This is a genomic window from Paenibacillus marinisediminis, assembly GCF_054343325.1.
The window spans coordinates 173,032-187,876 of the sequence record NZ_JBTGUH010000006.1; the positions used below are offsets into that span (position 1 = coordinate 173,032).

Here is a 14,845-nt window from a genome sequence, read left to right on the forward strand (position 1 = left end):
ATTATGATTTCCTTCTTCCTATTTATTATACTAAATACCTATTAGTGAATCCCTCTCTTTACAAGCAAGAATGCAAAGGGTATGATATACACCGATTGAATCAACTCGGACATGAAGGGTTGACGAGACATCTTGTTATTTACAATATATTGGAGGATAGCTTATCCATGTTCAGTAAAGTGCGCGCCTGGCTGGAGAGACGGTCACCCGCTCAGGTTATAACCGGCTATTATTTACTGGCTGTAACCGTATCTATTCTGTTATTGAGTTTCCCAGCCGTGCATAAGCCTGGGGTTGAAGTAGACTTTTTTGATACCGTCTTTACAGCCGTCAGCGCGGTAAGTGATACAGGTCTAGGTGTTATTAATATTTCAGAAACCTATAATGAATTAGGATATTTTGCGATTATACTTATACTGCAATTCGGGGGTATAGGTATTATGGCGATGAGTACATTTTTCTGGTTACTGTTGGGTCGAAAGATCGGATTGCGTGAACGCCGCTTGATCATGGTTGACAATAATCAGTTTCAATTGTCAGGACTGGTTCATCTCGTTAAGGAAATTCTCAAGATTATTTTAGTAACAGAGCTCTTAGGAGCCGTCATATTGGGACTTCATTATTTGAACTATTTCCCGACTTGGCAGGAAGCATTTATGCAGGGCTTGTTTGCATCAGTCAGTGCGACAACAAACGCTGGGATGGACATAACCGGGAACTCCCTTATCCCTTTTGCGCACGATTATTTTGTGCAACTAGTAACCATCTTTCTCATTATATTTGGCACGATCGGGTTCCCTGTCTTAATTGAAGTTAAGCAGTTTATATTCCGGAAAAAGAACGAGCTTGAACAGCCTTTCCGCTTCTCATTATTTACGAAGCTAACGACGCTTACATACTTCATTCTCCTTGTTGTGGGGACAATTCTTATTTTACTGCTTGAATATGAACATTTCTTCAAGGGTTTATCGTGGCATGAAAGCTTCTTCTATGCCTTCTTTCAAGCGGCAACGACAAGAAGTGCGGGGCTTACAACATTAGATATTACGCAATTCTCAGAATCGACGCTCTTGGTTATGAGTGTGTTCATGTTTATTGGCGGATCTCCTAACTCTGTAGGCGGGGGCATTCGGACAACGACATTAGCTCTAAACATGTTATTTTTATATCACTTTGCAAGAGGAAACCGTGAGATCAAAGTCTTTAACCGCGAGCTTCATCCGGATGATGTCATGAAATCACTGGCTATTACGCTGCTAGCTATTGTCATGTGTATGATGTCGGTTATCGCTATAAGCATTTCGGATTCACACCAACAGCTTATTGCTATAATTCTTGAAGTCTGCTCTGCCTTCGGAACGGTAGGCTTGTCTACTGGAATTACCCCGGAGCTCAGCAATTTTGCGCAAAGTATTCTCATGGTGTTGATGTTCATAGGAAGAATCGGTTTAACTTCGTTCTTATTTATCATTGGCGGCAAGAAAACGAAAACCAATATCCACTATCCAGTAGAGCGAGTAATTTCGGGTTAATCAAATAAATTGAGTCAAACGGCAAAACCACTCCTGACAATAAAGGAGTGGTTTCTTTGTTACCATTACTTTTGCGCTGCTATTGTAAATGTTTTAGGTATCCCTTTATCGAACACCTCGGAAGAAAGATTGGGGAGTTCCTCCAACACTTTGATCGTCAAACCTTCATTCGCAATTGCTGTAACAATTTCACCAAGTGTCCAATTGCGCAGATAAACCTTCTGATCCGTTTCATTGATGTACTCAGGATCTGAATATTTAGAATGGGAAACATCTTTTTCAACAAGTGTTGTATCGAAATAGTCACCTGCAACCTTATGCTTCCGAATGTTTGCTGTTGTTCCCTTGGAGATGATTAGCTTAGTAGATACAGGGTGAAAGTCTTGCAATATCAACATTCCGCCATCGTTAAGAAGGCTATGCACCACATGAAATAACGGGCACAAGTCAGTGAAGTAATGAAGGATGCCAAACTCCATAAACACAAGGTCGTATTGATTAGCTAATTCATATGCTGGTAAGTTCAATACGTCTGAAACGATGTATCTTATTTCAACACCTGCATGATTCGCTAATTCCAGGGCATAACGCTCATTTTCAGAAGAGAAATCAACAACCGTTACATCTGCTCCTAAAAGCGCTAAGGCTACTGCTTTATTTCCGTTTGAGCCAAGTAGATTGATTATTCTCTTACCTTCCAAATCTTCGCCCATATACTTAAAAGGCGTTCCTATTCTCTTCTTTGGATCTTGCTTTATTTTCGCAATAGCTTCCTTTGGCGTTCCAAACCGATTAACCCAAGATTCGTAAGTTCCATTGTTCCATGCTTTATTATTCTGTTGTGTAGATTCCACCTGATGATCCTCCATATTCTTCGCCTACGGCGACTAGGGGTTTGAATCGTACAAACTATATGAGAAACGATACGTCAATTTTTCTGAAATACTCCATCTTACTATCTATAAATCCATTATCGAAGTCGGCTTCTCCCAGCAGTTCTGTTTCCTCAAAACATAAACCAAAGAGCCACAGCTGTCTAAGCACAACGAATATGGGCACTGCTTGAATATCTTGTTCGCTAATACCTCTGATGGCCCTGTATCCCTCTAAAAATGCTTGCCACAACTCTTCTACTTCATCTAGATTATGTCCACTATGAATTTCCCTTGCTAACCTGAACTCTGCAATATCATACGCTCTCCATCCATAACCACATATATCGAAGTCATAATGAGTCAGTTTCCCGTCGTCGGTAAAGGCCACATTCGTATTCCCATGTAGATCCCCATGGCATAATCCCCATTCTAGCCCTTCTATCAGGTGATTCATGATATGTCCCTTTAATCGCATGGCAAGTTCATAGAGATAATCATAATCCTCTTGACGATGTTCCATATGTAGTCGGATTGTATTAAGCGGCTTCTCAATCAGGTGTTCAAGATCAAGCTGACCTCTTGCGTGCTCACTCGTAAAGTGATCAGCAGCATTATGCAGTTGTGCAACTGAACTTCCAAACAAATAACTATCTTCTACGCTATGAATTGGCTTTTCATGTCCTTCAGCATAACTAAACATAACCCCATACTTAATACCCTCAGGGACCAAGAAATCGCTAATATAAGTTCCATCTTTCCTAGCAATCGGTACTGAAACGTTTACGCCACAGTCATGGAGGTGATTCAACAGATCTAATTCAAATGCAATTTCTGAATCATTTCTTCTATCTGCACGATACACTCGGAAAATGTATCTTCGCTGATTGGTTATTAGTATATACGTATCGTTCATTCCCCTAAGGAAATAACGGAAACTAATAGGTTCGCCAACCTCATAATGGTCTTTGATATATGATAATAGTGCTTCCTTCGACAAGAGTGAATAGGCTACTTGAAACAAGCTCAATCCCTACTTTCATCATTATGATCATATGAGAGTTGTACCATATATTGTCTAGATTTGCTTTGGATTAATTAAGTATAAGCATATATTGCATTTTACTTTGAGCGGAAATAAAACACGTTTTGCCTATTCTGATGCTTATAGAGTACGATGATATTACTTTAATCCTAAACCTTCAGCGTGAGCTTTATCATTTTATAAGGAAGGATTCATTGGGGAGGTACAGCATTGAACAAAACGGACCGTTTGCTGGCTATCGTTCTGGAGCTTCAGCGCAAAAAACTCGTGAGGGCGGAGGACCTTGCCGCCACATTTGAGACGAGTGTCAGGACCATTTACCGCGATATTCAGGCTCTCTGCGAGGCCGGGGTACCTGTGGTCGGTGCCCCGGGGCAAGGATATTCGTTGATGGAAGGGTACTTTCTCCCGCCAATCCGATTTACGCCGGAAGAGGCTGTGACGCTGCTTATCGGAACGGATTTTATAGAACAAAGATTTGACGTGGGATATAGCATGAGGGCATTATCTTCCCGCAACAAGATTGAGGCTATTCTGCCGGACAATGTCCGCCAGGAAGCGTTAAGAATACGCCAAACCATGCGGCTGATCTCTCCCAGTAAAGAAACTGTACCAGGAACAGAGAAGATTTATATGGAGGCAATCCGCAGCGCGATCCTTCAAAGGCGAAAGCTGAATTTTCAATATTTGAAAAGCGTACCTGAGGGCAACGGCAGTAGGCATAGCATACGGACTATAGCTCCGTATGGATTAGTGTTTGTGCAAAGCTCATGGACATTGATCGCATGGTGTGAACTGCGAAATGAAATCCGCCATTTCCGCTTATCGCGCATGACAGACCTTACGGTGCTGGAAGAAAGCTTCGAGGTGCCTTCGGATTTTCACCTAGAGAATTACAGACCCGCGGATGATCGTCACCTGATCGTTCGGATTCTGGTTAATCCTGATATTGCGGGCAAGGTAATCGAATCGAACAACTATTATATGGAGGCAGCAGAGGAGCGTGAAGATGGCCTGCATGTGATTCTACGCGTACGCCGGCCCGAGGAAATACTGCATTGGGTGCTCAGCTGGGGATCGAATGTCGTTGTGCTCGAGCCTGAATACTTCCGTGATCACATCCAAAATGAAATAGATAATATGTTAAAGCGCTACTGACATAACGTTGTCAGTAGCGTTTTTGTATGATTCATGTAAACGATGCTAAAGGAGTTGTTGAAACGATATGAACACAGCAGAAGCTTTACAGCGATTACAAGAAACGATGGCTCACTATCTTCATGAATTGGATGGCTTCAGTATAGATCAGTTGAGGTTCCAACTGACGGAAGACGAGTGGTCGATCGGGCAAATGTACCAGCATTTGATTCAATCGGCGCTGTACATGCATCTCCACAATATTGAGAAATGCCTAGCGCACAGCAGTGATTCTGCAACTACTTTAATGGGCAAAACCGAGGAAGGCGCAGCCATATTTGTACAAGGGAGTTTTCCGCCTATACGCATTCATGTTCCGCCATCACCTCAATATACACCCGTGCAGCCCGAAACCAAGGATCAGCTGATCCAAGGATTAGCCACGGTTGTCCAGCGAATGAAAGAAATTGAACCAACACTTGAAGGAGCATCTGTCCAAAGTACAGTACCCCATCCGAGATTCGGGGGCCTTCATGCTAAAGAATGGTTCTTGCTTATCGAGATGCATTACCGTCATCATCTGAGGCAGCTGGAGCGTTTGAAGCAGCACGTGGATAACTTACCGAGATAGCCTGTTCTCTAATCTCCCGTAAATGCAGCGAGACTGCCGATCATTATTCGACAGTCTCGTACATTCCCCCTAGGCGGATAACCTTACAACTTTCTAAATCGGAATATTACGGCAGGCGGGAGCTCGTACCAATCGAATCGGTTGTTGCTATGCTCATCCATTTTAAAGCTGGGTTCTTCCCATCCATCAAGCACAAAATTAAAACTTATAAACAAGTTCATATAGTACGATAAGGGTCTATGAAATATGAAATGCGGAACAGGTTGACCCTTTATGGCTATTGTTTCAAATGACTCAGAAGTTAAGTATTTTGAGATCTGCACACTATTTCTCGTTACAATTTCCCCCTTAATAACTTCCGTTTCATGTATCTTCCTTGTGCTAGGTGTTTGAAAGCAAGGGTGAGGGATTGAAAAGACAAAAACACCATTTTTCTTCAGCAATTGCTGCAAGGCTCTCGTTAAACAAGTAATATCCGCAATATCCATTAAGGCCATATTGGCTACTGCGCCATCATATCTTTCCGTTCCAAGTTCAATTAATGAATCATAGTTTGTCGCATCAACCACTTGATATTCGATTCGATCCCCATAATCTGCTGACCTTAAATTCGCTCTTTCGATCATTTTAGGACTATAGTCAAATGCAACAACCTTTGCGCCTAAATCGGCTAATCTTCGTGAAAAGTTCCCATTTCCACAGGCAATATCAAGTATAATCTGACCTTCATCTACCGCTAGCAATTCTTCTGTCTTGGGCCTAACAATTTCACGATGGAATTGGTTGCTGTGTTCGCCCATGTAGTCATCCCAGAACCCCGCTATCCCATCCCATCTCGTTCGAGATTCATGGGTCAACTCTTTCCACTGACTCAATACACACACCCCTTTTACCGACGACGGATAAAGTTTAACCCTTATATTACCACACAGAAGAATAGCCGTCTTTAATGTACCGCTTCTAATGTCAAATTCATATTTTGTTGCTGGTATTCTAACGACATGTGCGTAATAAGTGCGTTTACAACTATAAAGCTTAGAGCTAGGGAATGATAAGGGAACTCAAACATAACATCAACATTCTGATTCGAAAATAGCGTCGACGTATTCGTAATGAGTGCCACTTTAGCTCCCTTTTGTGAGGCTTCCTGCATCATTTGTTCAATGGAAAAGGTCTCGTCATTCGTATAGTGAAAAAATACGGCGAAGCTATTCTCATCTAAAGATTGGACATCTTCTATTTGATACCTAGGATCTAAGAATGCCGTTGACTCTTTACCATCCATGAGCAGGTCAATTTGCAACAGCCATACCGATTGAGGAACACTATATCCATAGAAGCCAATCCTAGCCTTTGACTGCAGTGTCTTAACGAACGAATTTATTTGTGACGAATCAAATTGGTCTAACGAACTATCAATCGTTTGTGTAATGATATTTTTCCCGCCAACTGGTTTATTCTCCATAATCGAAACTTTTTTCTGAGTGGAAAGCACATTGAGAACATATTGCTGTCTTAATCGCGATAATTCTAAACGTAATTCAGGATAACTAGAATAGTACAAATGGCGGCAAAACCTTGTGATGGTAGAAGGAGAACAATATGATTTTTCAGCTATTTCAATGAGGCTCATATCACTGATCTGATCAAATTGATAGATGAAATTCTTAGCTACACTAAAGTAAATATCATCGTGATCATAGGTGTTGTAGAATTGCAGCAATGCTAAGATACTTTGCATCCCTTATTTCCCCTTTAACATCAATCTCATGTCCCTACAGTACAGCTCTGTCTCCCACAAAGTTTATACCTTCTGGCACAGAAAGGATAGTCAACTTATCACTCTATAAAAATACACCCCCTTATAGATACTCATCGGCTATAAACACCAGTGGTGTCTATCCAATGACTACGATAAGAGGGTGCTCAAAGAGATTTCTTCTTTTGGCCTTACTGGTTATTATTTTTTCGCGTATTCAGCTGCATTTTCCCCAGCTATCTTTCCAGATGTGTAGGCGAAACCAAGCGTACCGCCTTCTATTCCAATATAAGTATTGCCGTACATTCCACCTGCATCATTTCCAGCTACCCATAGTCCAGGAATAGGTTTGTCCTGATCGTCAACGGCCTGAATGTCCTGATTGATCTTTACGCCGCCAAGCGTCCCTAGACAACGTGCAGAAGTACTTAAAGCATAGAATGGTCCTTTCTCCACAGGATGAAGATATTCCGGATCTTTAAAGAAATCCTCATCCACGCCCTTCTTGCTGAATCCATTATAGCGATCAACGGAAGAAGTAAGTGTCTGTTCATCTACACCTATTTTGCTTGCCAGCTCTGCAATAGTATCTCCCTTGACGATAACCCCGGATTCAATCGCTTCTTCTATAACTGGCGTAAGATCAATAGGAGTAACCGTAGACTTATAGTTGGTATCCGTATCAAATGGTTCATTAAACTCCATAAAGCCTTGTTTCTTGCCTTTAAACGAGCTGTATAAGTCAGCGTATTCAATAAGCCCCTTGGTCTTTACCGTCTCAATCAACTGTTGGTCAAATAGAGCCCAGTGCGAGGCACCTGGTTGTTCGTAGATGGCCGTTGACCCATATGCAAAGTCAAACACAACGTCTTCATTAATATAGCGTTCGCCATTGTTATTCACCCATAAGAGCGGCAAGGCAGTCAAATCCCACAGCACGTACGGGTCTTCCATCTTCTTGCTCAATTCAGGGTTCGGCATGTAATGGTACCACTGCGCAAGATCTGTGCCAAACTCAGCGGCCCCAGCATCCCAAGCCATTTTAAGTCCATCTCCTGTAGCAGAAGAGATCAAGCCTGTTCCTGCTTTTTCTCCGAAATGTTCTTTCATCATTTCAGCATTGCCGCCGTATCCTCCAGTTGCGAGGATTACCGATTTAGCATGTATTTTTAATTCTCCGCCGTCCGCCTTTTTGGCAATAATGCCTGTAACGTTGCCTTTGTCATCCTTTATCAATTGTTCCCCAGGTGTCTCGAACATGATCTTGCCGCCCTTGCTTTCAATCTGCTTGCGAAGCTTCTCTAAGGCAACGGAACCGCCCTCCACATATCCATGGATGGTAGCTGGAGTACCGACCAACGCTTTTTGACCACTTTGCCCAGGATCCGTAAGAACTAAGTTCGCTCCATTCTCAATCAACCAATCGACCGTTTCCCCTGACTCATCCATGATGGAACGAACCAATCTTGCATTCGCATGATAGTTACTCGTTTCCATATACTTATTAAATAACCACTCTTTATCGATAACTTTGTTCTGTTCTTTCTGCTGTGTGCTGTCTACCGCAAACATACCGCCTGCTAACGTTCCCGCACCACTAGCCACTGCTGTCTTCTCGATCAGAAGCGTGTCAGCTCCTTGTTCGAGAGATGCTAATGCAGCCGCAGTTCCGGCAGCTCCTGCCCCTACAACAACAACATCAACCGTCATTTCCTCCGCCTTGCCTTCTTCCTTCGTAACAGCAACCGATTTGAGTGCTTCTGCATCTCCACCCGCTTGCTGTACAGCATCTGCAACCGCCTCAACAATAGCATTACTTACAACTGTCGCACCGCTTACGGCATCTACACCTAGTGATTGATGTTCCACGATATCGGCTGGAATACGCTCTGCCGCTTTTTCATAGATCCCAGGTGTTTCATTATGTTCCTTGATTTCGATGGAAGTAATGCGATCTTCCGAAAATACGACTTCAACTTTAATTGGGCCATTATTACCTTTGGCAGTCCCTGTATATGTCCCCGCTTTATAACTCGTTTTTTCAGACGCAGGACTCTTTGAACTATCTGTGTTACTTGAACAACCCACAATAGAAAAAATTAAAGAAATACATAAAACCAAACTCAGTATAATTCTACATTTCTTCATATAGTTTGTTACCCCCGGTTTGTGAATTTTGTAACAATATCACTTTAACATAGGTTTCTTCAACTCCAGACGTCTGCGAAAGACGTTCACTCGGCTGATTCAGAAGAGTAGAAAGATAACAAGCGGCAGTTTGCAGCTAATAAATATCACTTCCATATATATCTTCTATTACTTATAATTAGTTTTGTTTGCATAGTTCTTAAGCCTTGCCAGTAGTCAGACTAAATTCCTAAAGAGGTGTCAAATGGGTAGTAATAAAAAGAAAGCAGTCGTTCTGATTAGTTCAGCAGCAGCCGTTGTTATCCTGATTTTAGCCGTCGTTATCTTCTCAAGAGGTGGATTCGGTAATAAATATGTCCAATGGGTTAAAGAAGGTACAGCTATTCCAGGGAAACCTTACGCTATAGAAGAGGTGCTCGAAAACAATAAAATATTTAGCGATGTAGAATGGTCCCAAGTAACACGCAACGGAAATAAAGACGACATTGATAAGTACGTCATGTACCAATCTACATATTCGGACCAAGGTGTAAGTGTACATATCCGTTCCATATTACAAGTGTTCGGTCCAGGGCAGTTTAAGCCTATCGAATTCTCAGTAGATGGAGAAATGATGGAACTTCCTACTTGGACACTGTTATTGGCAGAAGCAACGGATAAATACGAAGGTAAGCAGTCACAACCAAAAGAAACTGTGCAGAACTCTGAAGTTGCACCAACACTGGGGGGATCGCAGGACAGCCAGTCAGATCGTCCAACTAAAGAAACAAAACAACAAGAAGATCAGGACGCGGTACAGAATACATCTGACATTACCCTAGCAAACTTTCTATTATGGAACATAACAGACCAAGACAAGGAAATTCCTCTCAAACTGGATGGAGAGAAAGCTTCCGTAATCATCGGTCTAGATACACCAAACGGAATCAATCTAAGTGTCGTAATCGACAGCATGCAAACAGGTTGGAAACTCGATCTACCCGCGAACGAAGATGGACCATTCGATGAGTTCGGCGATCTCCAATCTGGGTTCAGTCTGTATCTCAAGGATCATGACTTCGATAACGATGGAACTCCAGAAGTGGTAGTGGCTGCAAGTAATCAGTTGGACCAAACATTTGTATGGGTATTCGGCTATAACTTTGTTGCGCTTGAAAATGGTACTTCTCCGCTAGAGCTTCTCATGAGTGCGGAAGGACAGTCTGATATTCAGATAAGTAATAACAAGATCACGCTGCCGTATGGATCTCAAGGTCTCTTTGAGGAATACACCTATAGCAATGGTACGTTTATGAAATAAAACCTCCTACAAGGAAGGGGCTTTCCTTATCTCCAGGAAAGCCCCTCAACTAAAAGCTACTATTCATTCGATTCACTCAGATCCTTAAATCATGTCGATGGCTTTATTTACGATATGCCTCCAACTTGACCGCCTCATGGATAGCAGCATCGATATCCCTTCCGATATCTCTTCTTGCTGGAGAGCCGCCCTGACCAAGCCATAGGAAAAATTCTTTCGTCCCTTTGTTCCCAGTAACCGGACTATGCGAGATACCAAGTACGCTGAGCCCGATACTTTCCGAAAAATGAGCGAGATCCTCTAGAATTTTCCTATATATGTCCGGATCGTCGATTATCCCCGACCTGCGTATATGCCGGTCGGACACTTCAAACAAAGGCTTGACCAAACAGAGCATTTCGCCGCCCGGCTCCAGCAGGCGATCCACAAGCGGAATCGCCTGTTTCAAAGACAAATAAGAAAGATCCAGTGCAGCGAATTCCGGTCCGGGCTGCAGTTGCAGCTTCGAAACGGAACCAATATTGGCCTTCTCCATGTTCACGACCCGGGGGTCAAGCCTTAACTTACCCGCCAGTTGGCCGTATCCGACATCGATCGCATACACTTTCGCAGCGCCGTGCTGCAATAAGCAATCCGTAAATCCGCCCGTAGAGGCTCCCGTATCCAAAGCGATTTTACCAGCAACATCGATCTGAAAATGGTCTAAAGCGCCCTCAAGCTTGAGTCCGCCTTTTCCGATATATTTCTGTTCATGACCTTTAATGGTTAGCACAACATCTTCTTTAACCTGCTCGCCTTCATAAACAGCAGATTGACCGTTTACCAACACTTTGCCCGACATGACCCAGCTTGCGGCCTGCTTCCGGTCTTCAAAATAACCCCGCTCCAGCAGCAAACTCCACAAAGGCACTTTTCGCTTGTTCAACTCATTCCGCTCCTCTTCTTCATAGTCTCTGTTCGGGACTTCTCAGAAGGCGGAGCTCTTATAGGCTGGTCATAACGTTATATTTCAACCAACAAATGATACATGCAGCATCAACTCCGTTTTTTTCTATATTATAACAATATTTTCTAATTGGAGGTGTGATTTATCTCAAACTCTTGCCTTGTCATTCCATAGCAAATGCCATCATAATAGGCCCCTCTGGTGTAAATGATATTTCTCAGTTGCCCCTCCTTCACAAAACCTACCTTTTCATGTAGGCGTATAGATGGACTATTAAAAGAATAAACCGTCGTATTCACTTTTTGATAAGGAAGCTCTAAAAAGAAAAAGTGAAGAACCATCAGGATCATTTCTTTGGCATACCCTTTTCCTCTATAGGGTTCAAATACGGCCAGGTAATAATCAAAGGTACCATTTTTTCGATCACAATCAAAAGTTTCAATCATACCAACAATATTGTTGTCTTGATCAACTGCAATGAAACGAAAAGCATCTTCCTCTTCCAACTGTTCTTCTACCCAATCTTTCATTTGAGTCTCTGTGCGGGGAAAATGAAGTGAATCCATATTCCGTAGGATTTCATTATCTAGCAGTTCAAAGATAACAATGTCCTCAGGCTGAATAGCTCTTAGTTTCAGATTTTGTCCTGTCCAATATGTAATGGCCATCTTAAATTCCCTCCGTTGTTGTCTGTATTCTTATTCTTATGGTTATGTTATGGTTAGTCGTTGATATACGAAGAGCTCAGGATGACCCACAATGTTGTATAAAGTACAACAATATGAGCTTCAAATGACCTAATTCCATAGAATTGTTGTACAGAATACAACAATGTCTAGCAATTAACCATGAAATGAGGGGGATTGAGGGCATAATGTTGTATAACGTACAACAATATTCCTATTATCGTGGATCTTTGTAAGTATTGTTGTATTCCGTACAACATTTTGCCGATTACGTTGCAATTCTTTTTGCTAAATCAGTTATGGGCTTGTCGTATAGAAATCAACCATAACATGTAACAGAGCCATTCTTATAGATAATCTAAACTATTAACAACCAAGATCAACCCCACGATACACATGACCCATGAAATAGCCGATCCTGAATGCTGCGAAAGCTTGATTTGAAGCCTTTCCAACGGTCTCTTCATTACTCGCCCTAATAATAAATGCAAGGTAAACAGGATTAATGGCGGTAGTACCATTATAAAATTATAGCCAGCTAACATCGGGAGCCACTGAACGACTGCTAAATTGGAAGTAGTCATAAGACCAATCGCAGCAAAATACGGCACCGCCATCCCCACTTCAATCAGTGATGTCGTGAACCCGAGTGCAATCATGGATCTCTTACTTTTGGACTTCGGCTTTGGCAAATCCGATTTTTTACTCTTAGGGTAGAAGAAGCTTGCTACAAACAGAATCCCCCCAATGATCAGCATAACCCAACTCACAATCCGATTCTGAAAGATGGAGGAGAACGAAGCTAGCAACGCATCCAAGCCTAACATCAAAGCGACGCCTACTGAAAAATAAAATACCGCAACTGTCACTAAATATATCATTAAGCGTGAGCATAATCGCTCCTTCTCCGTTAACAGCAAATATACCGTCACTCCCAGTGTTGCTGGACTAAGCGTATCCAATAACGCTAATCCCCCTACCGAATAAAGAAGTTCCAGACTCACGATACTCCTCCTTGCTCCAAGGAAGATTCCTGTAAGGAAGAAATGTAGATGTCATATGCCCGTTCCATAAAATCAAGAACTTCCTTGTCTATAGGGTACAGTCCGAGACTCTTAGATTGCTTTGGGGATTTTCGTATATCCCATAATTTATTCACAAACTCGTCTTCGTCTTTGAAATCTTCCAATTGTTTTTCTACCATACGCCGTATGATGTTTTGCACTCTTGAAGAAGCAGGATCATCTCTCGTATATCGTTTTATCTGCCCTAGCAAAGCGATCCACTCCAGAGAATCGGGGTCTTCTCCACTCATTTTAGGAAGCTTTGTCAAAAGCTCGATTTCCTTATCGTTAAACACGTTCTCCTTAAAGGTCGCTAATCTTTTTTTATGTTGATTCGATAGCTGAATAAGTTTCTGTATCGCAAGCCGCTCATCCCCGCCTTCGACTGCAATCCCATTGATCAATTCCCGCAGAGACGACTCTATACTCTTTAATCTTTCTTGCTCTTCAAGGATATAAGCTAACTGGCTATTCAAACTGTTCGACCAATTCCAATTCGAGTCGGATAGCATATCTTTAATATCTTGCAGCTTGTAACCCATTCCTTTTAAAAATTGGATATATTGCAGCTTCTTCAGTTCCTCTTCTGAATATAGACGATGTCCCCCTTCTGTTTTGGATGAAGCCGTCAATAATTCGATCTGATCATAGTACCGAAGTGTTCTAACCGTAATATTCGTTTGTTTCGCAACTTCCTTGATATGAATCAATTACAGACACCTCCGATGATGGAAAATGCTAATTTTCTTTTTCTTTATACACAGCATATTTAATGAGATAACCCAATCCTAGGCCGACTAGTACTCCAGGAAAAGCTAGATCCATCATAAGTCCAATCCCTGCTCCTATAATGACACATGCATAAATAAGAATATCACCTTGTTTCATATCTACTATCCCCTTTCATCATTGGCTTGATTATACATAATGACGCAACGTCACTTTCAAGTATTTTTATGATTAAAATATTTTTGCGCAAGTTAGCTTGATGCTGACGTAACGTAAGCTTATATAATCATGTTCACAATAATGAAGAGGTGAGGATATGAATAAATATTACGTTTGTTTGCTTTTGGTGGTGATGCTGTTTCTTAGTGCCTGTAGTTCTAACAATCAAGAATATGCACAAACGGTGTCGCTAAAAGGGATCAATAACATCCATATCGACCACGGCAGTACAACATTAGTAGTAGAATCAGTGGATATCGAGTCACTCGAAGCATCTTGGATCAATAGTAATGGACCCGGAATCGTTATTGATAAGGAGGAAGATACCATCAATATTCAGCTTAAGAGTGATCTCAGAGACATCGTAAATATCGGGAAAATGCCTCAGCTATCCGTTCGTATTCCAAACAGTTATGAGAGACAAGTAACGATTGACGGTTCTTCCGGCAACGTAAAGATACATAATCTGAACACACAAAAACTCGATATTAAAGGAAGCAGCGGAGATGTATCGCTTGACTATTTAGAAATTGATAGCGACATCAATGTTTCTGTCAAAAGTGGTGATGTTCTTCTAAATCTAGAAGACAAGGACTCCAACATAAACTGGCTGTTGCAATCTGGGAGTGGAAGACAATCTGTCGGTATTCCTCTGAATAATTCACAACAAAGTAACAGAAAGACACAGGGACAAACAGGCGATGGCTCATTTCATGTGCAGCTCCAAACAACTTCTGGAGATATAACGATTAAATAAAACATTTCGAAAGGCTATAA

15 protein-coding genes are annotated in these 14,845 nt (G+C 41.9%); 5 read left to right on the plus strand and 10 right to left on the minus strand.

Annotated features, from left to right (window positions below; genetic code table 11):
- Positions 1-167 precede the first annotated feature (167 nt).
- Positions 168-1,532: a TrkH family potassium uptake protein gene (locus tag ACXX53_RS15135; RefSeq protein ID WP_458569498.1), complete on the plus strand. Its 1,365-nt coding sequence runs from the start codon at positions 168-170 to the stop codon at positions 1,530-1,532.
- Positions 1,533-1,597: 65 nt separating this feature from the next.
- Here the strand turns inward: ACXX53_RS15135 and ACXX53_RS15140 are convergent, their stop codons facing one another.
- Together ACXX53_RS15140 and ACXX53_RS15145 are read right to left on the minus strand one after the other, a co-directional pair.
- Positions 1,598-2,386 (minus strand): class I SAM-dependent methyltransferase, encoded by a 789-nt coding sequence (locus ACXX53_RS15140; protein WP_458569499.1) that lies wholly within the window; start codon positions 2,384-2,386, stop codon positions 1,598-1,600.
- A gap of 55 nt (positions 2,387-2,441) precedes the next feature.
- Positions 2,442-3,404, minus strand: a complete 963-nt coding sequence (locus tag ACXX53_RS15145; protein WP_458569500.1) for a phosphotransferase — start codon at positions 3,402-3,404, stop codon at positions 2,442-2,444.
- 255 nt (positions 3,405-3,659) lie between these two features.
- On the opposite strand from ACXX53_RS15145, the gene ACXX53_RS15150 reads away from it, so the two are divergent.
- Both ACXX53_RS15150 and ACXX53_RS15155 read left to right on the plus strand, forming a co-directional pair.
- On the plus strand, positions 3,660-4,607 hold the full coding sequence (locus ACXX53_RS15150) for a helix-turn-helix transcriptional regulator (protein ID WP_458569501.1): 948 nt from the start codon (positions 3,660-3,662) through the stop codon (positions 4,605-4,607).
- A 67-nt stretch (positions 4,608-4,674) separates the two neighbouring features.
- Positions 4,675-5,217 carry a DinB family protein gene (locus ACXX53_RS15155; protein WP_458569502.1) on the plus strand — a complete coding sequence of 181 codons (543 nt, stop codon included), beginning with the start codon at positions 4,675-4,677 and terminating at the stop codon, positions 5,215-5,217.
- 83 nt (positions 5,218-5,300) lie between these two features.
- On the opposite strand, the gene ACXX53_RS15160 is transcribed toward ACXX53_RS15155, so the two are convergent.
- The 3 genes from ACXX53_RS15160 to ACXX53_RS15170 all read right to left on the minus strand — a co-directional run bounded on the left by ACXX53_RS15160 (position 5,301) and on the right by ACXX53_RS15170 (position 9,064).
- The gene (locus ACXX53_RS15160; protein WP_458569503.1) at positions 5,301-6,092 is read right to left on the minus strand and encodes a class I SAM-dependent methyltransferase; all 792 of its coding nucleotides are present in this window, start codon (positions 6,090-6,092) and stop codon (positions 5,301-5,303) included.
- A 71-nt stretch (positions 6,093-6,163) separates the two neighbouring features.
- Entirely contained in the window at positions 6,164-6,958 is a 795-nt protein-coding gene (locus ACXX53_RS15165; RefSeq protein ID WP_458569504.1) for a MurR/RpiR family transcriptional regulator, read from the minus strand.
- Positions 6,959-7,177: 219 nt separating this feature from the next.
- Positions 7,178-9,064, minus strand: coding sequence for an FAD-dependent oxidoreductase (locus tag ACXX53_RS15170; RefSeq protein WP_458569505.1), 1,887 nt, complete (start codon positions 9,062-9,064; stop codon positions 7,178-7,180).
- Between the two features lie 304 nt (positions 9,065-9,368).
- Here ACXX53_RS15170 and ACXX53_RS15175 point away from each other — a divergent pair, with 304 nt between their 5' ends.
- Positions 9,369-10,424 (plus strand): hypothetical protein, encoded by a 1,056-nt coding sequence (locus tag ACXX53_RS15175; protein ID WP_458569506.1) that lies wholly within the window; start codon positions 9,369-9,371, stop codon positions 10,422-10,424.
- A gap of 103 nt (positions 10,425-10,527) precedes the next feature.
- Here the strand turns inward: ACXX53_RS15175 and ACXX53_RS15180 are convergent, their stop codons facing one another.
- The 5 genes from ACXX53_RS15180 to ACXX53_RS15200 form a co-directional block, all read right to left on the minus strand.
- Positions 10,528-11,349, minus strand: a complete 822-nt coding sequence (locus tag ACXX53_RS15180; protein WP_458569507.1) for a TlyA family RNA methyltransferase — start codon at positions 11,347-11,349, stop codon at positions 10,528-10,530.
- A gap of 146 nt (positions 11,350-11,495) precedes the next feature.
- Positions 11,496-12,038: a GNAT family N-acetyltransferase gene (locus ACXX53_RS15185; RefSeq protein ID WP_458569508.1), complete on the minus strand. Its 543-nt coding sequence runs from the start codon at positions 12,036-12,038 to the stop codon at positions 11,496-11,498.
- A gap of 365 nt (positions 12,039-12,403) precedes the next feature.
- Positions 12,404-13,063: a GAP family protein gene (locus ACXX53_RS15190; RefSeq protein ID WP_458569614.1), complete on the minus strand. Its 660-nt coding sequence runs from the start codon at positions 13,061-13,063 to the stop codon at positions 12,404-12,406.
- A complete protein-coding gene (locus tag ACXX53_RS15195) occupies positions 13,057-13,830 on the minus strand; it encodes a MerR family transcriptional regulator (RefSeq protein ID WP_458569509.1) in 774 nt (257 codons plus the stop codon). Before ACXX53_RS15195 ends, ACXX53_RS15190 begins: the two co-directional genes overlap by 7 nt.
- Positions 13,831-13,858: 28 nt before the next feature.
- Positions 13,859-14,008 (minus strand): hypothetical protein, encoded by a 150-nt coding sequence (locus ACXX53_RS15200; protein WP_458569510.1) that lies wholly within the window; start codon positions 14,006-14,008, stop codon positions 13,859-13,861.
- A gap of 157 nt (positions 14,009-14,165) precedes the next feature.
- On the opposite strand from ACXX53_RS15200, the gene ACXX53_RS15205 reads away from it, so the two are divergent.
- A complete protein-coding gene (locus ACXX53_RS15205) occupies positions 14,166-14,825 on the plus strand; it encodes a DUF4097 family beta strand repeat-containing protein (protein ID WP_458569511.1) in 660 nt (219 codons plus the stop codon).
- The last annotated feature ends 20 nt before the right edge of the window (positions 14,826-14,845 follow it).